The organism is Aurantibacter sp. UH7, assembly GCF_056839165.1.
The window spans coordinates 2,514,103-2,538,667 of the sequence record NZ_CM166388.1 but is presented as its reverse complement, the minus strand read 5'-3'; the positions used below and the strand labels follow the sequence as shown (position 1 = coordinate 2,538,667).

Sequence of the window (24,565 nt, the reverse complement as noted above, 5' to 3'; positions counted from 1 at the left end):
ATAATTACTGCTAAGTGATTTACTTTATACATTAGTTCTTGTTTACCTAAAGTATTTTACAAAGGTTGAGTTTAGAAGTTAGATTATTAAAAAAACACCCATCAATAAACACCTCTAAATTTTCATTAGTCTAAGAAAATAGCATTAAATCTATTTAGTATAATTAATCTTTTCCCCCTTCGTTAAAAATATTCGATACAATTAAAATTATCAATTAATAAATAGTTACTGATAATTAATTAAAATTTAAGCATGCCTACACCACACAAGAAGAATAACGGCTCATCGCCTTTTGAAAATCAGATTAAGGGCAGAGACTTGGCGTACCCAAATACTACACTACATGAACTTTTTAATGTAATAGCAACAGAAAACCCGAATTCGTTAGCATTAAAATTTAAAAACAAATCTCTTAGTTATGGTGAATTACAAAAGAGCATTAATCAAACTGCTCAATATTTAAGATCTGAGGGACTTAGTACAGGACAGGTCGTAGCTATATCCTTAGATCGCACACCTGAGTTTATTATTACAATCTTCGCAGTCTTACAATGTGGTGCGGCTTATGTTGCAATTGATACCGGATACCCTCCTAAACGAATTGAATTGATTTTAGCCGATTCGAACTCTAGTTTTTTTATTTGCAGTGAATTACATAAAAACTTACTGCCTCCAGTAAAAAAATTATACGTTGATGATATTTCTATGAAATCTAGAAATTTATCACCCAAACCACTGCAGCTGCGTGTTGAAAACACTACTGTTGCATATATTATTTATACTTCAGGTTCTACCGGAAAACCCAAAGGGGTGCAGGTTACTCATAAAAATATCATGAACCTAGTTAATTCAATGGGTAAAGAACCCGGTATAAATAAAAATGATAGAATTTTTGCTGTTACCACCATATCGTTTGATGCTATGGTTATGGAAACTTTTTTACCACTACTTCATGGTGCAGCAGTAATATTAATTGATGAAGATACTCGCAGAGATGGCGAATTACTCATAGCCAAAGCCGAAGCTGACAAAATCACTGTTATGTGGGGTACACCAAGTATTTGGCAAATTTTGATAGATTCGGGTTGGAAAAAACCGTTAAAACTAAGAGCTTTAATTGGTGGGGAACCAGTACCTAAAAATCTAGCAAATAAATTATTAGACCGCTGTACTGAAGTCTGGAATATTTACGGCCCTACGGAAACTACGGTATGTTCTATACTTACCAAAATCAACAAAGCAGATGACCCAATTGTAGTCGGCCAACCAATTGCAAACACTCAAATTCATTTATTAGACAAAAATAAAAACCATGTTGAGCAAGGCGAAATAGGTGAAATAGTTATTGGCGGAGATGGGGTCTCTACGGGGTATTTGAACAGACCTGAATTAACAAATAAACTCTTTATACCAAACCCATTTAATGGAAAATCAGATAGTAAAATGTACTTATCTGGAGATTTGGGAAAACTATTACCAAACGGGCAGATACAATGTCTTGGAAGAAAAGACAAACAAGTAAAAGTTAGAGGACATAGAATTGAGTTAGGTGAAATAGAGGCTATACTGAACCAAATAACAGTCATAAAAAAATGTACTGTAATTGTTAGTACTTCTTTAGGTAATGAACCAAAATTGGTTGCCTATTTACAATCCACTGACAATCTAAAAGACACTATTGCTTTACGTGCACAACTTGAAGAAATATTACCCGATTATTTGATACCCTCAATTTTTATGTGGGTTGATGAATTTCCGATTACAACTAATGGAAAAATAGATTTTAACAGCCTTCCAAAGCCCGAATATGTAAGACCAGATTCCACCCCATTATTTAAAAAACCACGCACACAATTAGAAAAGGATATTGCAATAATCTGGAGTGAGCAACTCCATATACCCGCTATAGGTATTGACGACAACTTTTTTGAAATGGGCGGCACATCGCTATTAACACAAAAGGTAGCTTCTTTGATTCGAAAACGCCTAAAATTAAAAGTGCCAGTTACCAAAATATATCAATTTCCAACAATCGCTGGTTTAAGCAATTATTTGAATACAGCAAGCAAGATATCATCATCTCCAAAAGTTAACAAACAAACAAACAGCAAATTAGACAACGACGTTGCAATCATTGGTATGGCTGGGAGATATCCTGGTGCACTAACAATAGATAGGTTTTGGGAAGTATTACGAGATGGTGAAGAGACTATTTCCTTTTTCACTCCTGAAGAACTTGACAAGGCTATTCCTGAAACTCTTAGAAAAGACCCATTATATGTGGGCGCACGTGGCGTTGTACCTTCCGCAAAAGAATTTGATGCGCGCTTTTTTGGCATCAACCCAAAATTAGCAGAGGCAATGGACCCCCAACAACGTCTATTCTTAGAAATTGCTTGGGAAGCTCTAGAAGAAACTGGGCATTTGCCAAAACATTATACTGGAAGCATAGGTGTTTATGCTGGGACTGGCACAAATACTTACTACAAAAACAATATTCTACCTAATAAAGAATTAATAAATCAAATTGGGCATTTGCTGGTGAATACCGTAAATGAAAAAGATTATATAGCTTCTAGAACAGCTTATCATCTTAATTTAAAAGGTCCGGCTGTAAGTGTTCACTCCGCTTGTTCTACTTCACTTCTTGCGATTGCTGAAGCCGTAGAAGCAATTAGAAATGGACAGTGTGATATTGCTTTAGCAGGCGGCTCTAGTTTAACAGCACCTATAAATAGTGGTCATCTTTATCAAGAAGGTTCAATGCTAAGTTCTGACGGACATTGTCGTTCATTTGATGCAGATGCAAAAGGAACCGTATTTAGCGATGGAGCAGGTGTTATACTACTCAAAAGCTTAGCAGCTGCAAAACAAGATGGTGATTACATTTATGGCGTAATAAAGGGTGTTGGAATTAATAATGACGGTGGCGGTAAAGGAAGCTTTACAGCACCAAGTGTTGAAGGACAAGCTGATGCTATTTCAAGAGCATTACAAGATGCAAATGTACCTGCTTCTTCAATTAGTTATGTTGAGACACACGGTACGGCTACTCCATTAGGAGATCCAATAGAAATAGAAGGACTTAATTTGGCCTTTGGCGAACAAGAACAAAATGGATTTTGTGCAATAGGCTCAGTAAAAAGTAATATGGGACATTGTACAGCTGGAGCGGGTGTTGCTGGTGTGATAAAGACAATTTTATCAATGAACCATCAACAGATTCCTGCTTCTTTAGGTTTCTCCAGTCCAAACCCAAATATTGATTTTAACGATAGTCCGTTTTATGTAAATAACAAATTATCAGATTGGAAAGTTAACACCGACTTAAGACGCGCAGGAATTAGCTCTTTTGGAGTTGGAGGTACTAATGTTCACCTCGTTGTTGAAGAATATGTAATGGAGTCAATAAAAACAGATACTGGCAGACCCTTGCAAATTGTGCCATGGTCAGCTAAAACTGAAAACAGTTTAAACGATTATGGGAATAACCTAGGTGCGTATTTGAAATCAAACACATCGAATAACTTAGCAGATATTTCATATTCACTTAATGTAACCAGAGATGATTTTAATCATCGTCGTTTTATACTTGCAAACACTAATAAAGAAGCTGCTCAAATTCTTTTAAATGGAGAAAAAACAACTACATCATCGGCAATTCTTAAAGAAGTACCCACTGAAATAGCATTTATGTTTCCTGGGCAAGGCGCTCAATATTTGCAGATGGGAAAGGCTCTTTACGAACACGAAAAGGTTTTTAAAGAAGCTGTTGATACTTGTGCTGAAATACTGCAAAAAAATATTGAATTAGATATACGAGAAGTTATATTTCCAGAAGAAAATACAGCTGAAGTAGAGAAAAAATTAAAAGACACTCGCTTTACACAACCAGCACTCTTTGTAATTGAATATGCCCTAGCTCAATTATGGTTAAGTTGGGGAATAAAACCAACACTAATTTGTGGTCATAGTATTGGCGAATTTGTTGGCGCTCATTTAGCAGGAATTCTAAACCTAGAAGATGCTTTGCATTTAATAGCTACACGTGGTCGTTTGGTAAGCGAATTACCTGGAGGTAGTATGTTAACAGTTCGAATTACAAACAATCACTTAACCAAAATACTTCCTAATGAGCTCTCAATTGCAGCAATAAATGCAGATAGATTATCAGTCGTTTCTGGATTAAACACGGATATTCAAGATTTTATCCTAACTCTAAAGGAACAAAAAATTCCATATCAATTATTAGCAACTAGCCATGCTTTCCATTCAACAATGATGGACCCAGTATTAGATACTTTTAAAGATGAAGTTGAAAAGATTCAACTTCAGAAACCAAATCTGCCAATAGTTTCGACAGTTACCGGAAAATGGCTTACAGATAGTGAGGCAACTAGCGCTGAATATTGGACTAATCATTTACGAGCAACAGTCTTATTTTCAGATGCAATGGACACCATTTTAGCTTTAGAAGATGTTCTCTTACTTGAGGTAGGACCAGGTAAAGCTCTTACTACTTTGGCACGCCAAAAGAAAACAGCTAAATCTAAACCTATTATTTCTAGCTTACCTATACCAAAAGACAATCATAATTCTTATCCTGATTTATTAAATGCTTTGGGACAATTATGGCTAAATGGTCTTGAACCTGACTGGCTAGCATTTTACGCGGGTCAATCTAGACAAAAATTAAGACTGCCAGCCTATGCCTTTGACCGTAAACTATGTTGGATAGACCCCATAAAAATTGAACAACCAACTTTATTAACTGAAACAGATTTACCAATTGCCGTTCAAGACAATAAAATTGAACATCAAATCCAAACAAAACCAATGAGAAAGCCCATTCTTCTTAATAAAATTTCAGAATTGATTGCGAATGCATCTGGAATTGAACTAGAACCTTCTGATAATTATTATAGCTTCTTAGAACTAGGCTTAGATTCTCTTATTTTAACTCAGATTGCATTAACCTGCAAAAAAGAATTTAATTTACCACTTACATTTCGCCAACTCAATGAAGATTTTAACACCCCAGATCGCCTAGCTGATTATTTAGATCAAAATTTGGCTGCAGAAGCCTTTGCGCCAATACCAATAGAAGTACCTAATCAATTTACTGGAACCCCTACTCCAAGTACAAATTCTTCATCAATAACATCAGTTTCTACCAATACCAATGGAGGATATGCTATTGCTGGTAATCAAAATACAGCACTTGGACTTATTGCTCAGCAATTACAGCTTCTGGGTAAACAAGTTGAACTTATGCAAGGTGGCAACATCGCCCACAACCCAATAGAGGCTAATCAACAAAACGAGCCGCTAACAAATTCTAATGTAACTAAGGCTGCACCATCAAAAGCTATACTTTCTGAGGAAGAAAAGATTGAACATAAAAAGCCTTTTGGAGCTGCACCAAGAATTGAAAAAAAATCTTCCGATTTGAGTGATTACCAAATGGAATTTTTAAATACATTGACCAATCGATACAACAAAAAGACACTGGGTAGTAAAAACTCTTCACAAAAGAATAGAGCATTAATGGCTGACCCTAGAGTGGTTTCAGGCTTCAAACCCTTGACCAAAGAAATGATTTACCCATTAGTCATTGAAAAATCGTCTGGCAACCGACTTTGGGATATTGATGGTAATGAGTACATAGATGCTTTAAACGGTTTTGGTTCCTGCATTTTTGGACATCAACCCGAATTTGTAACTAAGGCCTTAAAAAATCAAATTGATTTAGGTTACGAAGTTGGTCCACAACACCCTCTTGCTGGGGAAGTTTGTGAATTACTATGCGAATTTACGGACCACGAAAGAGCCGCTCTTTGTAACACTGGATCAGAAGCAGTACTTGGAGCAATGCGCATCGCTCGTACCGTAACTGGCCGTTCTCTTATTGTTGCATTTTCAAGATCTTATCATGGAATTAATGATGAAGGTATTGTTCGCGGTTCTAAAAAATTAAGAACCTTCCCAGCCGCAGCCGGCATACTTCCAGAAGCAGTTCAAAACATGTTAATTTTAGATTATGGCACTGCCGAAAGCTTAAAAATTATTAAAGAAAGAGCTCATGAATTGGCAGCCGTTTTAATAGAACCTGTTCAATCTAGAAGACCAGAATTTCAACCTATAGAATTTATAAAAGAAATTAGGGAAATAACAACAGAATCTAACACTGCTCTTATTTTCGATGAAGTTATAACAGGTTTTAGAGTTCACCCAGGTGGCTTTCAAGCACTTTATGGTATTAAAGCAGATTTAGCTACTTACGGTAAGGTTATTGGCGGTGGCCTTTCAATTGGGGCTATCTTAGGAAAACAAGAATATATGGACGCCTTAGATGGCGGCTTTTGGCAATACGGAGATGATTCCTATCCGGAAGTTGGTGTCACCTATTTCGCTGGTACTTTTGTAAGACATCCATTGGCACTTGCAGCATCTAAAGCTTCACTTCTTCATTTGAAAGAACAAGGACCACAGCTTCAAGAAGGTTTATCTGAAATGACCAACGATTTAGCCACAGAACTTAATTTGGAATTCCACAATAGAAATCTTCCCTTAGAAATTACTCATTTCAGTTCGTTATGGAGACTAAACTTTAAAGAAGAAATTCCTTATTCAGAATTATTGTTTGTACTATTAAGAGAGAAAGGAATACATATTTGGGATGGTTTCCCCTGCTTTATAACAACTGCTTACACAACAAAAGATATAAACATTATAATTAAAGCCATTTTGGATAGTTTGGAAGACATGATGGCTGCTGGTTTTTTTCAAAAAATTGCAACAAATCGTAGCCATAAAACAAATGCAAAATTACCTTCAGCTCTACTAAACAAACCACCAGTCACGGGGGCAAGATTAGGTTTGGATAAATCGGGTAACCCAGCATGGTTTATTTCCGATAAAAAGCAAAATGGAGAATATGTGAAAATAGAATTTTAATGGAAAAAGACCAAACTATACCATTAATTCAACGTCAAAAACAAAGTTCATCTTTTGACCCCTTCTCGGGGCCTAAGATTGAACGAGTAGTTTGTACTACTCGTTCACAAGAAGAAATTTGGACTGGGTGTAAGTTAAGTGGCGTTGATGCTAACAAAGCATATAATGAATCTATTTCATTAAAACTAAATGGCAAACTGCATACAGATGCACTAGAACTTGCTGTGCAAACTCTAGTTCAAAGACATGAATCGTTACGTTCGGTATTTAGTACTGATGGACGTTTTATGACCATATTCGAAAAACTAGAAACTAAAATAGAATATATTGATATTAGTGAACAACAACAAGATTTAAAAGAACATGCTTTAGCCGAATATTTAAAAAAAGACGCAAACCATCTTTTTGATCTTATCAAAGGTCCTTTACTAAAATTAGGATTAATAAAAGTCGAAAACAATCAACACCTTCTAGTAATTACAGCACATCACATAATTTGTGATGGATGGTCAATTGGTATTATATTGCAAGACCTGGGGTCGCTTTACTCCGCCTACGTAAGAAACGAAACTCCGACATTACCAAAATCTGAAAGTTTTCATGTTTATGCAGATGAACAACATAAATATACAAGCAGTATTGATTACAATGAAATTGAACAATATTGGCTGAAACAATTCAGTAATACTATACCTGTTGTAGATTTACCAACTGATTTTCCACGACCTGCACATAGACAATTTAAAAGTGCACGACTTGATTTTCCTATGGACTCTATGTTGCTTGAGTCTTTAAAGAAAACCGGTGTAAACGCGGGGTGCAGTTTGGTTGCATCATTGTTAGCAGGTTTTGAATTGTTTTTGCACGAACTTACAAACGAAGAAGATTTAATAGTAGGACTACCAGCCGCAGGTCAATCAGCCGCAGGCCGAATGCAATTAGTAGGACATTGTGTAAATATTTTACCATTACGAAGCAAACTCCGTTCTGAAAGTACTTTTAATAGTTATTTAAAACAACGAAAAACTGAGCTTTACGATGCTTATGAACACCAACAATTTAGTGTTGGTCATTTGCTGCAAAAATTACCAATTGCTCGAGATGCATCAAGAGTACCTTTAGTTCCGGTCGTCTTCAATATTGACTTAGGCCTTACCGATGGAGTTACATTCGAAGGACTTACATTTGAATTAATTAGCAACCCCAGAGCATATGAAACTTTCGAAATATTCTTAAATGCTAGTGGTAATACCGATGGTTTGGTTTTTGAATGGTCTTACAACACAGCACTCTTCACATCCAACACCATACAAGAGATGATGACGTCTTTTGAAACACTATTAAAAAAATTGCTTGCTAATCCTAATCAAGAGATTTCTAAAATAACATCAAAAAACTATTTATCAAATTATTCAGAACTCAACAATACAAATGCCAATTATTCGACTTTAGCTTTACCAGATTTAATAAAAAAACAGGTTGAAAAATCTCCATACAAAACTGCTCTAATCTATAATGATTCCGAATATAGTTATGAAGAATTGCAGTCCAAAATAAATCAATTATCTCATTATTTAATTGAAAAAGGTGTTAAACCAGGAGACTTAATAGGTGTTTCTCTACAACGATCTAAGGAGCTGCCTATAATATTATTAGCCATTTTACAATGTAGCGCTGCCTTTGTACCATTAGACCCAAAATATCCAACAGCGCGTTTAGAATATATGTTAGAAGATTCAGAGGCTAAACTCCTAATTACTTCCAAAGAAATTTCAGCAAAATTTACACCTTCCCTAGAATTACTTTTTATTGAAGATGCTCTTGCTGCGGCTCAAACATTTCCTAAAATTAGTATTTCGGAACCAGTAGACCAAGAAACTTTAGCTTACCACATTTACACTTCTGGATCCACTGGAAAACCTAAAGGTGTGCGAGCTACTCATAAAAGCTTAGTAAACTTTTTATGCAGCATGTTAGATGAACCAGGGCTGAACGAAAATGATCGAGTATTATCTATAACCTCAATGTCATTTGACCCTGTCTTTCTTGAATTATTTTTACCATTAATTACTGGAGCTACAATAATTCTAGCAGATGACGATATGGCTCGAGATGGACGACTACTGCTTGATTTTTTAAAAAGTGAAAAAATAACCGTTTTTCAAGCTACCCCAACTGCTTGGCAAATGCTAATAGAAGTGGGCTGGAAAAAGCAATTACCAATAAAAATATTGTGTGGTGGAGAAGCATTGACTAGACAGTTGGCAGATCAACTTCTCGAACGCAGCAATGAGTTGTGGAACATATATGGGCCTACTGAAACTACAGTGTGGTCAATTATTAAGAAAATTGAACCTGGAAATGATATAATCACAATAGGCAAACCCATAGCCAACATGCAACTATATCTTCTCGACAATAAGAACCAATTAGTTGCGCCTGGAAAAATAGGAGAAATATGTATTTCTGGTGCTGGAATGACCCTTGGATATTGGAATAGACCAGACCTTAATGAAAAATTATTCATTAAAAATCCTTTCAGTGTAGAAAATAATGTTCTCTATAAATCTGGTGATTTAGGTAAATTATTACCTAATGGAGAAATACAATGCTTAGGCCGCGTAGACCATCAAATTAAAATAAGAGGTTACAGAATTGAACCAAGTGAAATCGAAAACGCTCTTATTTCACTCGACGGTGTACAAAATGCAGTGGTTGTAGCCAATTCAAATAGACTTATTGCTTACTTAGTTCCTTGTTGCAAATTAGACAACATTGATAATCAAGTAAGTATTTGGAGAAATAATCTAAAATTAGATTTACCAGCTCATTATATACCCCAAGATTTCAATATTCTAGGAGAGCTACCAAAGACACCAAACGGAAAAATTGACCGTAAGTCTTTAATGAATACCCCAGAATCCCTTATAAAAATTCCTTTAAATAAAGCACCTCACACAGCTAATGAGAAATTAGTTTCTAAAATTTGGGAAGAAGCTCTTGAAATTAAAAACATCGATTTAAATAGTAACTTTTTTGAATTGGGGGGCCATTCAATCATTGCTGTAAGAGTAATGTCATTAATTGAAGAGAAAACTGGAAAAAGACTTCCTTTAGCTACGCTTTTCGAACACTCTACTATAAAAAAATTAGCAAAACTATTAGATTCTGACAAAGCTATTAAAACTAATTCAGTAGTCGTTCCGATAAAACCTAATGGTAACAAAACACCCTTATTTATTGTACACGGAGCAGGACTCAATGTGTTAAATTTTAATGAAATAGCGAACCATCTGGATGGTGATCAACCGGTGTATGGTATACAAGGCCAACAAATACTCCCAAAAGACCAACCGCTACCCACTATAGAAGAAATTGCAGCTAAATATGTAACCAGCATAATAGAGGCAAACCCCGAAGGACCTTATGCATTAGCAGGTTATTCCCTAGGTGGATATATTGCCTATGAAATGGCAAAACAATTAAAACTAGCTGGAAAGAACGTTAGTATGCTTGCGATACTTGACACCTATATTGACCCACAATTTTTTCATACATCACTTGTTCGAAAAAAATTGGCAACTACCGGATATCATATTGCACGACTTTCCTTTTTATTAAAAGATATGACTACTAGTTTAAAGGACTTAAAATTTCATACGAACAGGAAGATCAAAGAAATATTTTTTGGTGCCAACAGATATACTGATGAAGACAAATTAAGAAGTCAAGGTCATACTAAAATTGATAGTCGAGTATTCAAAATAATGAATAATTACCATATTATTCCAGATGACATTCGAGTAGATTTATTAAGAGCTGATGAAAAAATTTATCACATGCACGACCCTAAATACTTAGGATGGCAAGAAGTAGCTTTGGCAGGAGTTGAAATACATATGGTTCCCGGACATCATTTAAATATGCTAATAGCACCAAATGTCCAAAAATCTGCTAAAATATTGCAAAAAGTATTGGATACAAGAAATTGAAAATACCCTAATTAGCATATTTCAGTAGAAAATCATAATAAATATTTACACAAAAATGTGCGATAGAATTTGCATGAAAAGGCTCTAAATAATTCAAAGATTATTTAGAGCCTTTTTTCAAGAAAAAAATTCATTTGAACTTAGTCGTATTTATCAGGAGTTAGTCGAATCTAAACGTACATTAAAATGATTATAAATTAAACTATTAAATCAACATCTCTAAACCCCATACTCCTGCTAAATAGAGGAATACGTACAACTTATAAACAATCTTTAAAATAAAATAATTTGATTATAATCATATATTTAATAGATTCAATTGTGTGGTTTTGAGCGAATATTTATCTTAGCTTTTAGACAAAATAATCCGCCCCCGAAACCCTTGAATTCCTACACAACTATTTTTATAAATCATCAATAAAAAAGTAGATTTTCAATTAATTATTTAAGAACTATTTAATTGAAAAACTAGGCAATAAAAATTGCATTTTAAGCATTATTGCTACAAACAAAAGACTGTATTAGGTTAATTCATGAAAAAATATAAAAATTCAGACTTCATAATTCCTATATCTGTGATGCTACAACTTTGTATCATCAATGGTGTCTTTGCCTTTCTTATAACCGAAACTTATTTTAACATCTACCATATAATATATTATAACTTTATGTGGATTCTGACAATAAATGGGGTTAAATACTATCCTTTCGCACGCAAAGACCGCTTTTTTACACAAATTAGAAAAGTAATTCAACTCTATGTAGTCTATGGTTTAGCATATTTCGCTTTATTCAGTTTTATGAATGAATTACACGAAACCATACAATATTACTTACTAGTTTATATACTATTATGCCTTTCACTTTTCACTTATAGAGCATTCTTTTTCTGGTTAAGAAGCAAATATCGCACAGGAGGCGGAAACTCTGTAAAACTAGTAGTATTAGGGGCTGATGAAAATCTTGATAAGATACAAAAGGTTTTTGATGTACCAGAACACGGTTATAGATATTCGGGCTTTTTTAGTGACATACCTTCTGTTCAGTCAAGCTATTTAGGAAAAGTTGAAGATAGCTTTCTATATATTTTAGAAAATGATATTGATGAAATCTATTGTGAAGCATCAAAATTCAATGCCCAAGAATTAAAAAATCTTATTGGATTTGCTGATAATAACCTCATAAAATTTAAAGTTTTATTGGACAACAAAGAAATGTTCTCAAGAGCCATGTCTATTGAGCTCTATGATAGCATTCCTGTTTTAAATTTAAGAAATGTACCACTAGATACTGAATATGCTCGTATTACTAAAAGAACTTTTGACATACTTTTTTCTTCTTTAGTAATAATCGGAATACTATCATGGTTAAGTCCTTTACTATATGTTCTAATAAAATTAGAATCTAAAGGAAACCTTTACTTTAAGCAAAAGCGACATGGCTTTAAACGTCAGGTTTTTTGGTGTTATAAGTTTAGATCCATGGTATCGAATAAAAGCTCTGACACTAAAATGGCAACTAAAGATGATGCAAGAGTAACTAAAATCGGTAACTTTTTGAGAAAAACCAGTATTGACGAATTACCTCAATTTTTTAATGTCTTTAAAGGTGATATGAGTGTTGTAGGCCCAAGACCACATATGGAACTACATACTGATCATTTTGAAAGTTCAGTAGACAAATATTTAGTTCGTCATTTTGTAAAACCAGGCATTACTGGGTTAGCCCAAACTAAAGGGTATCGTGGCGAAATAGAAAATAAACGAGATATCCAAAATAGAGTACGCCTAGATATCTTTTACGTTGAAAAATGGTCTTTATGGCTCGATATATCGATTATTTTTGATACTGTTATGAATATTTTTAAAAAGGAAGAAAAAGCATATTGACAGTAAATTCATAACAATATTGAAAGACAAACTATAAAACGTCACGTTCGACGATCTTATTTTGGGTCGCAATTATGAATTCTTTACTTTACCGATTACAAAACACTTAGTAACCTATTAACTATCATCTTATTAAGATTACAATGAAGAAAATTAAACTTAAACATAACCATTCATTTATTATAGGTGCATTGTTTGTGATTTTTATGTCGACCTCAATGGTTTCGTGCGTAAACACAAAAGGAGCAACATATTTCTATGATACACCAGATACGCAATTCGTGACCTCAAATGAAGATTTAGAACCAGTAATTCAAGAGAACGATCTTTTAAGTATCACTGTAAGTAGTATTAATCCTGAAGCTGCTGAAATGTTTAACGATTCAAATATTTCACAGGCGCAAACAGCCAATGCTGTTGGAAACGTGGCCAATATTTCAGGTTATTTAGTTGATCAAGATGGTTTTATAAGATTCCCAGTTTTGGGAAAAATCATGGCTTCTGGCAAAACTAAAAAAGCTCTACGAGAGGAAATCACTTCTATATTAGATGATCGAAAATTATTATTGGACCCCATTGTTGATATACGTTATCTAAATTATAAGGTATCCGTTTTAGGAGAGGTGAAAAACCCAACTGTTTTAACAGTACCAAGTGAAAAAATATCAATTTTTGAAGCTCTTGGTCTAGCAGGTGATATAACAATATTCGGAGTTAAAGAAAATGTTGTTATTTTAAGAGAAGAAGGTGGAGTTAAAAAACTAGCTAGGGTTGATTTAACAACGGATGATATTTTTAGCTCTCCCTATTATTATTTAAAATCTAATGATGTTGTTTATGTAGCTGCCAATAAAACAAGAATATCTAGTTCAAGTCAAGCAAATCTTTGGGTACCTGTTATTCTAAGTGCAATTTCTCTTGGTATTGTGGCAATTGTAAACTTCAAATAAAACTTAAATGGCATCAATTCAAAAAAATAAAGCACATGAAGAAGAGAATTTCTTGAGCGAATTGTTCTCAAGATTTCTTCCCTTTTGGCCTTTATATGTATTATTAGCTTTAATTGGGCTTTTTAGTGCATGGACCTATCTAAAATTTACAACACCAATTTACGAAGCTTCTGCAACTTTACTAATTAAAGATGAGAATAAAGGTGTGGATGACGCCAAAATGCTAGAATCAATTGACCCATTCGACTCCAAAAAAATTGTTGAAAACGAAATTGAAGTAATACAGTCTAGAACTTTATTAGATAAAGTAGTAACAGAATTGCATCTTTACGCACCTGTTATGGAGGAAAAATCTTTTGGTGAGTCTTCGGCATACTCTATTTCTCCTATTTCAATTGAATTAAAGGATCCGAATAACATTCCACTTTATTCGGAAGATGAGCTCATGAAATACTATTTCAACTATAACGCAGAAAAAAATTCTGTTTTAGTTAATGGTAAATCATACCGTACCGATGAATGGATAACAACCTCTGAATTTGGTGAAGTTAAATTCAACACAACAAAGAATATAAGTACAGGTAAAAAAGGAAAACTATATTTTTCTTTATACAACCCAAGATATCTTACAGACTATTTATTAGGTAATCTATCAGCTGGTGCTACCACGAAACTTTCAACTGTAGTAAAAGTCACTTTTACAGACCCTGACCCAAAACAAGCGGAAGATATTTTAAATGCATTGATTTATGCATACAATCAAAAAGCCGTAAATGATCGTAATAGACTCGCAAATAACACCCTAGAGTTTATTGAAGATCGAATGAATAAGGTTAAAGAAGAACTTGGAAGTTTAGAACAAGAGATTCAAGAGTTTAGATCAAATAAAGGAGCTATTGACCTTAGCGAACAAGGCAAACTGTATCTTCAAGATATGGGGTCTTACGATAGGCAAATGGCCTCAGCAAGACAACAAATTGCGGTGTTAGATCAAGTTGAAAGTTATATAAAATCGAATAATACACAGGGTGGTATCGTTCCTTCTAGTCTTGGTGTAAACGATCCATCTCTTACGCAACTTCTGAATAAATTATATGATTCTGAAATAAAATACGAGAAACTAAGAAAAACAACAGCAGAGAATAACCCTATTTTAACTTCAGTATCTAATGAAATTAGAAAGATTAGGCCGAGTATCCTTGAAAACATTCAGAATCAGAAAAGCAACCTAGAGGCTAGTTTAAGCAATTTAGGGCAAAGTGCTGGTTCATCACGTAGTGCTTTAAAAGCAATTCCTGAAAAGGAAAAGGAACTTCTCGAAATAAGCAGAAGAAAAGCAATTAAGAGCAATTTATTCTCATTCTTACAACAAAAAAGAGAAGAAACGGCACTCACCTATGCGCCAAGTGATCAAGAAAGTCAAATTGTTGATTTAGCACAAGCATCTATGGACCCCGTTAGTCCAAATGCCAAATTAATTTATTTAATAGCATTAGCATTATCCGTTTCATTGGGTCTCGCATATGTAATTGTAAAGGAATTTTTAAATAGAAAGATTTTATTCCGCTCAGAAATTGAAAAATACACTTCAATACCTATTATTGCCGAAATACCTTACATTGAAACCAAAGACATGGTTAAAATTGAAATTTCGGAAGATTCAAAAGTTTCTGACGATAAAAAAATAGTTAAAAAATTAAATCGCAAGAAGACTAGGCCATTAAATAACACCTCTGTTTTAGTAGGACAAGAAATATACTTACAAGATTACTTTAGACAACTTGGTGCCTCTTTAGGATTATATAGTAGAAGTTTTACTAAAAAAAGCATCTTAGCTACTTCAAGTATCTCTGGAGAAGGAAAGAGTTTTATCTGTACCAATCTTGCGAATAGCATCGCTAAATCAGGAAAAAGAGTTGTATTAGTTGATGTTGATTTTATTCGACCTAATACCTCTAAACAATTTAATTTACTAAAAAGCAAAGGTATTCTTGATTACTTAAGAGGAAACTGTGGCTTATCTGAGATAGTTAATTCTACAACTGTAAATAAGAATTTGAGTGTTGTATCAGTAGGTCATAGAGATGGTGATGATCACACAAACCTTTTACTAAATGGCAAATTGGATTTACTTTTTGAATTTTTAAAGAACAAGTTCGACTTTGTAATTATGGATGCTCCACCAATTGATCTTGTTGCTGACGTAAATCTATTAGCTGAATTTTGTGATGAATCTTTGTTAATGGTCAGACACGACCACACACCGAAGCAAATTGTAAAACATTTTGAACATTCAAATATTTTAAAAAGACTAAAAGAGGTTTCAATAGTTTTCAATGGTGTTAAAAAACGAGGTGCTTTAAATAAAGAAATAGGTTATGGATATGGTTATTCATCTAAACATAGTCATAAATATGAGTATATGCCAGATGAGTAAAAATATGATATAACAAGTAGAAAAAAAATCCATGTTAAAAAGTAAGTTCAACATTTACTATAACAAATGAGCTTTAAAGAGAATGTAAAAGCAGCAATCAAAAAACAAGGTTGGCTTACCAAAATACTTCGTAATTACAGAGATGGATTTCTCTTTTCAAAATCGTATAATCGAAGTATTAAAGGCAGCAACAACAGGCTGAATATAGATTCATCCGCTAGATTTGTAGGTTGTAAAATAAATGTTGATGGTAACAATAATACCATTAATATAGGAGCAGATTCATTTTTTAAGAATGTTGAAATTTTCATTTATGGAAATTCAAACAAGATAGACATTGATCAGCTGGTTTCATTTAACAAGGGTGGATCACTTTGGATAGAAGATGAAAATTGCAAAATAGAAATTGGCATGAAAAGCACCTTTGAAAACGCACATATTGCTGCTACAGAATCTAATTCAAAGATTACTATAGGCACTGATTGTATGTTTGCATATGACATAGATGTTCGCACAGGTGACTCACATGCTATATTAGATAAGGCAACAAAAAAAAGAATTAATGCCGCACAAAACGTGATGATTGAAAATCATGTGTGGGTAGGCGCGCATGTATCTATACTAAAGGGGGCGCTAATTGCCTCAAATAGTATTGTTGCCACGCGTTCGGTTGTAACTAAAAAATTTAAACAAAAGAATATCATTTTGGCTGGAATACCAGCCTTAGCAATTAAAGAAAACATCACATGGACAAGGGAACGCATCCCTGACTAAAACAACAGGAACTTGTCAAGTAATCGAAAACACATAACCATTAAACACCCGATTAACCTTGTTTGACCCTTTAAAAAATAGATTCATTGCTCCTTTAGCAAATTTCATCAGAAATAAAATTGGAGGTGGTCATGAGCGAAGCATTAAAGCAAAAAAGAATATTGCTGGATCTCTAGTAATTAAAGTAGTTAGTATTGCTATTAGTTTAATAGTTGTGCCACTAACACTTAATTATGTGAACCCATCTCGCTATGGAGTTTGGCTTACATTAAGCTCAATTGTAGCTTGGTTCAGTTTTTTTGACATTGGAATTACTCACGGACTTAGAAATAAATTCGCCGAGGCAAAAGCAAAAGGCGATGATGAAAGCGCACAAATTTATGTGAGTACCACTTATGGTATTTTAGCTATTGTATTTGCAGCAGTATGGTTAGTATTCATTCTTGTCAATCCATTTTTAGATTGGTCGTCACTTCTTAAACTAGCACCAGAATATGCGGCTGATGTATCCAAATTGGCTTTAATCGTTTTTACCTATTTCTGTTTACAATTTGTACTGCAAACCATAACAACAGTAATCACTGCAGACCAGGAACCAGCGAGAGCATCCTTAATTAACGTAATTGGACAGGTAATCACCTTAATCGTAATTGTTATTCTTGTGCAAACTACTGAAGGTTCGCTTGTAAATTTAGGATTGGCACTTTGCGTATCGCCATTAATAGCATTAATAGGAGCAAACTTCTTTTTTTTAGAGGAAAATATAAAGCCTATAGACCGAGATTATCCAAAATTAAATTTAGTCATGCCAAAGGCCTATTTAATCTGGGTGTTATTTTTTTCGTAATACAAATCGCAGGTCTTGTACAATATGAATCTGCTAACATAATTATCTCTAGAAGTTTTGGACCAAGTGATGTTACCTCGTATAATATTGTTTACAAGTACTTTAATATCTTGAGCATGGGCTTCATGATATTCCTAACACCTTTTTGGTCAGCTTCTACAGAGGCTTACATGAAGAAAGAAATCGACTGGATTAAAAATAGTATAAAAAAATACAATTATCTCAATTTAGCATTTTGTGCTGCTGGTATCGTTATGCTCTTTGGCTCTGAAACTATTTATAACCTTTGGCTAGGTAAAGATGTAGTTGATATAGACTTTGAATTATCTTTTTGGGGATTTGCTTTCTTTATGGTTTCCTTGTACGGATCCAAATATGTTAGTTTTTTAAATGGGATTAGCGCATTGCGTCTTCAGTTTTGGGCTAGTTTATTCAGTCCTATACTTTACCTGATTTTGGCATATCTGTTAATTGATTATTTTAAGATGGGCGTACATGCTATGTTCATTGCGGCAATTTTAGCCAGTTTCAACAGTTTTATACTTGCACCATTACAATATCACATGATTATTAACAAAAAGAAAAAAGGCATCTGGACTAGATAGTTAACACCACTTTTTCCTAATGAATTTGAACAACTTTAAACATAAAGTCAAAAATAAAATCTGGCGCAACATAAAAGATCACTTTTATGATGAGCGCATAGCAGATAGTGCTTTGGTGCAAAACATTAACTTGAGCACAGCTAAAAATCAAAAAAAAGCAGTTATTAGTTATGTAACGTACAGTCACTTTAATGATTGGGAAAACAACAATATTGGAAGAACTCAACCATTTGAAATACTTTCAATGGTTAAAGTATTATCAGAAGCTGGCTACGCAATAGATATTGTAGGTTGTCATGATTTAAAATCTTTGGAGTACTTAAAACTTAAGAAATACGATTTAATCTTTGGTTTTGGTGAGACATTCTATCAATTAACATTACTGCATCCGAATGCGACTTCTGTTTTATATATGACAGAGCATCATCCAGATTTTACTAAAATAGAAGAGCAAAAGCGACTTGACTATTTTTATGAACGGAAGAAAAAAAAGGCAAATACAGTAAGAACAGGCAACTTCTATTGGGACCATCATATGAAAAAAAAATACACTCATGTAATAACAATGAGTGAAACTATGCCCTTTAAACAGGAATACACAAAGCCTTTTAATATTTTCCCCACTGGAATTCTAAACAAAAACTTTGAATTTAAACCAAAAAATCATGATTCTTCAAAGAAACATTTTTTATGGTTTGGCTCGTATGGTGCTATTCATAAGGGCTTAGATTTACTGTTTGATGTATTTGAAAAGCATGATGACATTATATTGCATGTAGCTGGTTTTTATGAAGACGATAGACGTCTTTTAGAAATTCCAAAAAAGAAAAATATTATAGATTACAAGTATATTGATATTCAATCTGCACAATTTCTCGAAATAATAGACACTTGTACTTATTGTATTCTCCCTTCCTGTTCAGAAGGTTTTTCCACTGCAATAACCACTACTATGCGACATGGCTTAATACCAATTGTAATGGAAGGAACGGGATTTAATAGATTAGATGACTTAGCGTTCTATTTAAATGACTTTCATGTAGATTATATTGACGAGCAAATAAAAGAGTTTTCTAACAAAGACCCCGAATATTTAGCATCTTTAAGTGAAAAAGCATTTTCTTTCGCAAAATCAAACTTTTCCATATTAGCTTTTGAAAACAAGTTCAAAGCAATTCTAAACGAAATAAACAATTAAATGATTAATGTTGTTCACATACAAACACATTTACCGTCATCTGGCAACGCGGCTTTTCGTCTCCATCGAGAGCTAATTGAAAGAGGGGTTAATTCGAACATGTTATCATTATCGTCAGATGTTTCCGAATCTAAAAACATTCAACACTTAAGAAAGAGATCAGAAGTTGTTTCAATTTTGAACCAAAAAATAGAAAGTCGCCTAACCCAAGATTCTATTGAAAAATTCGGAATGTTTTCATATCCAGTTTTAGGTAATAATATAACTAAACATGAATTAGTTGAAAATGCAGACATTTTATATATTCATTGGGCCATTGGAGGTTTTTTAAATTTTAAGAACTTTCATCAATTAGCCAAACTTAATAAGCCAATTATTATTTTCATGCATGACATGTGGAATATAACTGGTGGTTGCCATTATAGTTTCACATGTGATAACTATATTACGGACTGTTCAAATTGTCAAGTTTTTTCTAAAGACAAACAAAAAAAATTAGCCGTTAAAGAATTTCAAAAAAAGAAGAAATTTTATGATGCTTATGACAATCTTCATTTTATAGCACCAAGCATGTGGCTCTATGAATTAGCTAAAAATTCAATGCTATTAAAACAAAAACCTATTTATTACATCCCTAATATCATAGGTAAAGAACCATTTAAGCCATTAGATAAAAAGGTTACAAGAAAATTACTAAACTTAAATGAAGATGAAACAATTATTGCCTTTGGTGCTGCTTCACCTAATAGCCCTTACAAAGGTTGGAAATATCTAAAACAAGCTTTAGATATTTTATCAAAAAAATTAAAAAACACTGCCATTACTGTTATCATTTTTGGTAGTGAACATAATGCTGAAATCGCAGAAGCCATTCCTTTTAAGACAATATTTTTTGGAAAGTTAAATGACAATTATTCTACTGCCTTAATTTATAATGCTGCCAACGTATTTGTAGCTCCTTCCGTAGCTGAAACCTTTGGCCTTGTAATACTAGAAGCTTTGCGTTGTGAAACGCCAGTTGCTGCTTTTAAGACAGGAGGGATTCCTGATATAATCGAACACAAACAAAACGGATACTTAGCAGAGTATAGAAATGCAGAAGATTTATCCGAAGGAATATTATTCTGTTTACAAGAAACTATAGTTGGTTTTGCACCAAAACAATTTGACACTGAACCAATAATTAGCAGTCATTTGGAAGTTTATGATAAATTATTATCAGCTAAATAAGAACATTAAATGGAACAAGAAGAAGAAATCTTTCTCCAATTATTAGAATCTAGAAACGCACTTAAGCACCGACAATTGCTTAATGTCTTTTGGGCTGGTTTTTTAATTTACACTTTAGGCTTTTCTCTTTCAGCTGATCCAGCTCCTAATTATATGATTTGTGATTTATTAAGACTCACAGGCATAGGACTTTTCATTACTTCATCACTATTATTGGTAGCATTTAAATTTGAGAATAAGTATTTAGGAACAATGTTTCCATTACTTATGTTTTGGCAATTTTTCGTTATATCTAGGGGTATTGAACTCGATTATGAGGGTGTTAAAAATATTCTATTTAATCCTTTGAACGGTATGTTTCTATACCTAACTCCACTTATACTCTTACTTCCTAGAAACCCACGTTCACTTAAATTAATATTTAAAGTAATAGCCGTTCTAGGTATTCTTTTTTTTACAGAACTAGCCCTTATGCATGCTCCTATTATAGACCGAGACAATGTAATGGGTAGAGATATATTTGAGGTACTTGTAAAAATACTAGCATTACCGTTGGGCTTCTTAATTTTGACTTATAATTACCACTCTAAATACTTGAATTTTCTAGCGATTGCAGTTATTCTACTTGCCTTAGCCATAGCTGGATTTCGCGTTCGGAGAGGCCTAATATTTATTTTAGGTTTGGTTTTGGTTTTTGCTTTTTTAATTTTCTTATATATCAATAAGAGGCAATCTGTATTAGTGGTTTTTGCGGTTTTTGCAGGTGTATTATTCACTATTCTAGGCCTAGGTATTTTTGGCAATAGTGACATTGAATTTGTAAATAGGATAAAAGAGAGATTAGAAGAAGATACTAGAAGTGAAGTCGAACTATATTATTATGCAGACATGGAAGCCCATGATTGGCTTATTGGCAGAGGAATGAGAGGTATGGTAGCAGCTCCTGCAGGCATTGACTCGTCCGGTGATTACACTGGATACAGAGACGGTATTGAAACTGATTATCTAAATATAATTTTAAAAGGAGGAATTGTAAGTTTAGGATTATTGCTTTTAATAGCAATTCCGGCTATGGTAAAGGGATTATTTTTTTCTAACAATTCGCTTTCAAAAGCTGCTGGATTCTGGATTTTATTATGGCTGGTATCACTATACCCCTCAACAGTAACAACCTTTAGCATGAATTATATATTAGTATGGATTGCAATTGGTATTTGTTACTCTCCAAAATACACTCAATTAAGTGAAGAAACATTAAAAGATTACTTTAAATATGATATAGAACCTAGCATAGAACATGATGATTCCCATCACTTAAATTAAAATATAATTAGATGCCCTCACCTAAAATTTTAATATTAAACCAACCTTTTGTATCTGATACTGGAGGAGGAATTACACTTTCGAATTTATTTTCTAAATGGGAAGCCGATAAAATAGCTGTGGCTTGTTCAGGTTATCTTTTAACAGGTGATATTGCCAAAGATAGATGTAACAATTATTATCAATTAGGTTCTGAAGAAAGAAAATGGATTTTTCCTTTAAACCTATTTGGTCGCAAATATGAAAGTGGTGAAGTTAGCTTCTCAAAACAACCTAAAAAAAATGTATTGCATGAAGAAACTGATACAAAGGTAAGGTCAAATTTCATAGAAAAATATATATCTCCAATTTTTCACTACTCTGGTCTTTCTCATTTTATTTCTAAAACACAACTGTCTCCAAAATTCTGTGATTGGCTTACCGAAATTAACCCAGATGTAATTTATGCGCAAAGCTCATCCAGAGAAGAAATTCTTTTTTGTATTGCAGTTCAAGAGTATTTAAATAAACCCATGGTTTTTCATAAAATGGATGATTGGCTAACACTAGCTGGTAACAAAACGTTTATGAAAAATTATTGGAGAAAAAAAATAGATTACGAATTCAAAGATCTACTAAACCACTCGAATCTTGTTATGAGCATTAGTGATTATATGGGTGAAGAATATTTAAGAAGATACAACAAGGAATTTGTCACTTTTCACAATCCAATTGATATAGACTTTTGGAAAACTGGACAAAGAAGTGACTACGCTATAAACCATAGTCCTACAATAATGTACGCCGGCAGAATTGGTCTGGGCATCGACAATTCGTTAATGACCATAGCGCATGCTATTGATCTTGTAAATGAAGATTTAGATATGGAAATAAATTTTCTGATTCAGGCACAAGAAGCGCCAGATTGGCTTGACAACTTCAAATGCACTAATCATCAGAATTTTGTGTCGTATTCTAGGTTGCCAGAAGTCTTTGGCGCGGCTGATTTTATGATATTACCCTATGATTTTGACCCGGACGGACTTGCTTTTATCAAATATTCTATGCCTACAAAGGCCTCTGAATATATGGCAAGTGGCACCCCAATAATCATTTTTGCTCCTGAAGACACAGCTTTAACTCAATACGCCAAAAAGCGCAAATGGGCAGCCGTGGTTACCGAAAACAAAACAGAAAAATTGGTCGAAAAAATCAAAAACTTAATAGAAAACAAGCAGTTACGTGAGGAATTTGCCCTTACAGCTAGAAATCTAGCAGAAGAACGCCACAATACCGATATTGTAGCCAATAAATTTAAAAAATGCATTGAAAGTGTAATTCATAATTAACAAACACAAAGTGTTTTACACATCTTACTGTCGAAGATAAAAATATGAATAATCTAGTAATAGGTATACCAACTTACAAAAGACCAGATATGTTGGCGAAATTAATACGCAGCATATACCTATGTACTATAGACCGTTCAATCATCAATAAAATTGTCATTTTAGTTGTAGATAATGATTTAGAGAAAACGGCAGAAAAAATTGCAATTACTCTTGAAAAAGAGTGTCCAATGAATTTCAATTTTATTTACCAGAGTTATACCATAAAAGGCTTATCCAACGTTAGGAACGAAATTTTAAAACAGGCCATAAATTTAAATCCCAAATACATCATTTTTGTCGACGACGATGAATATGTTTCTAAAAGCTGGCTGAATGAATTGGTTAATCTAGCAGAAAATAAAAACGCCGATATCGTTCAGGGCCCAAATATTCCTGTATTTGAAAGTGAAGTAAAACAAAGTATTTCAAATCATTTTGATTATCTAGATTTCGAACACCATAAAGAAATAACCGATTTTGAAAGTAATAATGTACTACTAAAAACAAAATTTATAGTAGACAATCATTTAACCTTTGATATACGCTTTAACATTACAGGTGGTGAAGATTCGTTTTTTGGTGTTCAAGCAATGAAGAAAAAAGCTAAAAATTATTGGTCTAAAAAAGCAGTTGTGTATGAAACCATACCAGATACCAGAGCAAATTTATCATGGTTAATCAAACGTACTTTTAGAGGTGCATCAACGTACACATACATTTTAAAATTACAAAAAGACTTTAAACAATTAATCAAGAAATTTGTAGTAAGTATTTTTTATTTAATAACAGGCATTATAACATTGCCCTTTGCCATCATTCCTTGGAAAAACAGATTTTGGGGTGTACTAGCTATTTCAGATAGTCTTGGAGCTTTGTCAGGAATGATTAATGTGAGATACAATGAATATTCATCATAAATAATTAAGTAAAAGTTTCAATCAATAAAGCATTAAAAAAAGCTAATAATCAAAACTAAATTTTAGAATTATTCAC

13 protein-coding genes are annotated in these 24,565 nt (G+C 33.4%); all 13 read left to right on the top strand.

The genetic code is table 11. The features are described from left to right. The first annotated feature begins 252 nt into the window (after positions 1–252). The 13 genes from UH7x_RS10665 (at position 253) to UH7x_RS10605 (ending at position 24,489) form a co-directional block, all read left to right on the top strand. Positions 253–6,957, top strand: coding sequence for an amino acid adenylation domain-containing protein (locus tag UH7x_RS10665; RefSeq protein WP_482359920.1), 6,705 nt, complete (start codon positions 253–255; stop codon positions 6,955–6,957). Next, positions 6,957–10,949, top strand: coding sequence for an amino acid adenylation domain-containing protein (locus UH7x_RS10660; RefSeq protein ID WP_482359919.1), 3,993 nt, complete (start codon positions 6,957–6,959; stop codon positions 10,947–10,949). The genes UH7x_RS10665 and UH7x_RS10660 overlap by 1 nt, the downstream gene beginning before the upstream one ends. 533 nt (positions 10,950–11,482) lie before the next feature. Further along, on the top strand, positions 11,483–12,838 hold the full coding sequence (locus UH7x_RS10655; RefSeq protein ID WP_482359918.1) for an exopolysaccharide biosynthesis polyprenyl glycosylphosphotransferase: 1,356 nt from the start codon (positions 11,483–11,485) through the stop codon (positions 12,836–12,838). A gap of 143 nt (positions 12,839–12,981) precedes the next feature. Continuing rightward, positions 12,982–13,788: a polysaccharide biosynthesis/export family protein gene (locus UH7x_RS10650; RefSeq protein ID WP_482359917.1), complete on the top strand. Its 807-nt coding sequence runs from the start codon at positions 12,982–12,984 to the stop codon at positions 13,786–13,788. A 7-nt stretch (positions 13,789–13,795) separates the two neighbouring features. After that, a complete protein-coding gene (locus tag UH7x_RS10645) occupies positions 13,796–16,225 on the top strand; it encodes a GumC family protein (RefSeq protein WP_482359916.1) in 2,430 nt (809 codons plus the stop codon). A gap of 66 nt (positions 16,226–16,291) precedes the next feature. Next, positions 16,292–16,999 (top strand): acyltransferase, encoded by a 708-nt coding sequence (locus tag UH7x_RS10640; RefSeq protein ID WP_482359915.1) that lies wholly within the window; start codon positions 16,292–16,294, stop codon positions 16,997–16,999. 58 nt (positions 17,000–17,057) lie between these two features. Beyond that, complete coding sequence (locus UH7x_RS10635) at positions 17,058–17,846, top strand: lipopolysaccharide biosynthesis protein (protein WP_482359914.1); 789 nt, start codon at positions 17,058–17,060, stop codon at positions 17,844–17,846. Between the two features lie 116 nt (positions 17,847–17,962). Then, a complete protein-coding gene (locus UH7x_RS10630) occupies positions 17,963–18,451 on the top strand; it encodes a hypothetical protein (protein WP_482359913.1) in 489 nt (162 codons plus the stop codon). Positions 18,452–18,470: 19 nt separating this feature from the next. Further along, entirely contained in the window at positions 18,471–19,649 is a 1,179-nt protein-coding gene (locus UH7x_RS10625) for a glycosyltransferase (RefSeq protein WP_482359912.1), read from the top strand. Then, positions 19,650–20,879, top strand: a complete 1,230-nt coding sequence (locus UH7x_RS10620; protein WP_482359911.1) for a glycosyltransferase — start codon at positions 19,650–19,652, stop codon at positions 20,877–20,879. A gap of 9 nt (positions 20,880–20,888) precedes the next feature. Beyond that, entirely contained in the window at positions 20,889–22,202 is a 1,314-nt protein-coding gene (locus tag UH7x_RS10615; RefSeq protein WP_482359910.1) for a hypothetical protein, read from the top strand. 11 nt (positions 22,203–22,213) lie between these two features. Then, a complete protein-coding gene (locus tag UH7x_RS10610) occupies positions 22,214–23,530 on the top strand; it encodes a glycosyltransferase (RefSeq protein ID WP_482359909.1) in 1,317 nt (438 codons plus the stop codon). A gap of 44 nt (positions 23,531–23,574) precedes the next feature. After that, positions 23,575–24,489 (top strand): glycosyltransferase family 2 protein, encoded by a 915-nt coding sequence (locus tag UH7x_RS10605; RefSeq protein ID WP_482359908.1) that lies wholly within the window; start codon positions 23,575–23,577, stop codon positions 24,487–24,489. The last annotated feature ends 76 nt before the right edge of the window (positions 24,490–24,565 follow it).

Bases quoted from the DNA above. Each gene is read 5' to 3' on its own strand.
- UH7x_RS10665 (WP_482359920.1), top strand. From the start codon at position 253: ATGCCTACACCACACAAGAAGAATAACGGCTCATCGCCTTTTGAAAAT.
- UH7x_RS10660 (WP_482359919.1), top strand. From the start codon at position 6,957: ATGGAAAAAGACCAAACTATACCATTAATTCAACGTCAAAAACAAAGT.
- UH7x_RS10655 (WP_482359918.1), top strand. From the start codon at position 11,483: ATGAAAAAATATAAAAATTCAGACTTCATAATTCCTATATCTGTGATG.
- UH7x_RS10650 (WP_482359917.1), top strand. From the start codon at position 12,982: ATGAAGAAAATTAAACTTAAACATAACCATTCATTTATTATAGGTGCA.
- UH7x_RS10645 (WP_482359916.1), top strand. From the start codon at position 13,796: ATGGCATCAATTCAAAAAAATAAAGCACATGAAGAAGAGAATTTCTTG.
- UH7x_RS10640 (WP_482359915.1), top strand. From the start codon at position 16,292: ATGAGCTTTAAAGAGAATGTAAAAGCAGCAATCAAAAAACAAGGTTGG.
- UH7x_RS10630 (WP_482359913.1), top strand. From the start codon at position 17,963: ATGGGCTTCATGATATTCCTAACACCTTTTTGGTCAGCTTCTACAGAG.
- UH7x_RS10625 (WP_482359912.1), top strand. From the start codon at position 18,471: ATGAATTTGAACAACTTTAAACATAAAGTCAAAAATAAAATCTGGCGC.
- UH7x_RS10620 (WP_482359911.1), top strand. From the start codon at position 19,650: ATGATTAATGTTGTTCACATACAAACACATTTACCGTCATCTGGCAAC.
- UH7x_RS10615 (WP_482359910.1), top strand. From the start codon at position 20,889: ATGGAACAAGAAGAAGAAATCTTTCTCCAATTATTAGAATCTAGAAAC.
- UH7x_RS10610 (WP_482359909.1), top strand. From the start codon at position 22,214: ATGCCCTCACCTAAAATTTTAATATTAAACCAACCTTTTGTATCTGAT.
- UH7x_RS10605 (WP_482359908.1), top strand. From the start codon at position 23,575: ATGAATAATCTAGTAATAGGTATACCAACTTACAAAAGACCAGATATG.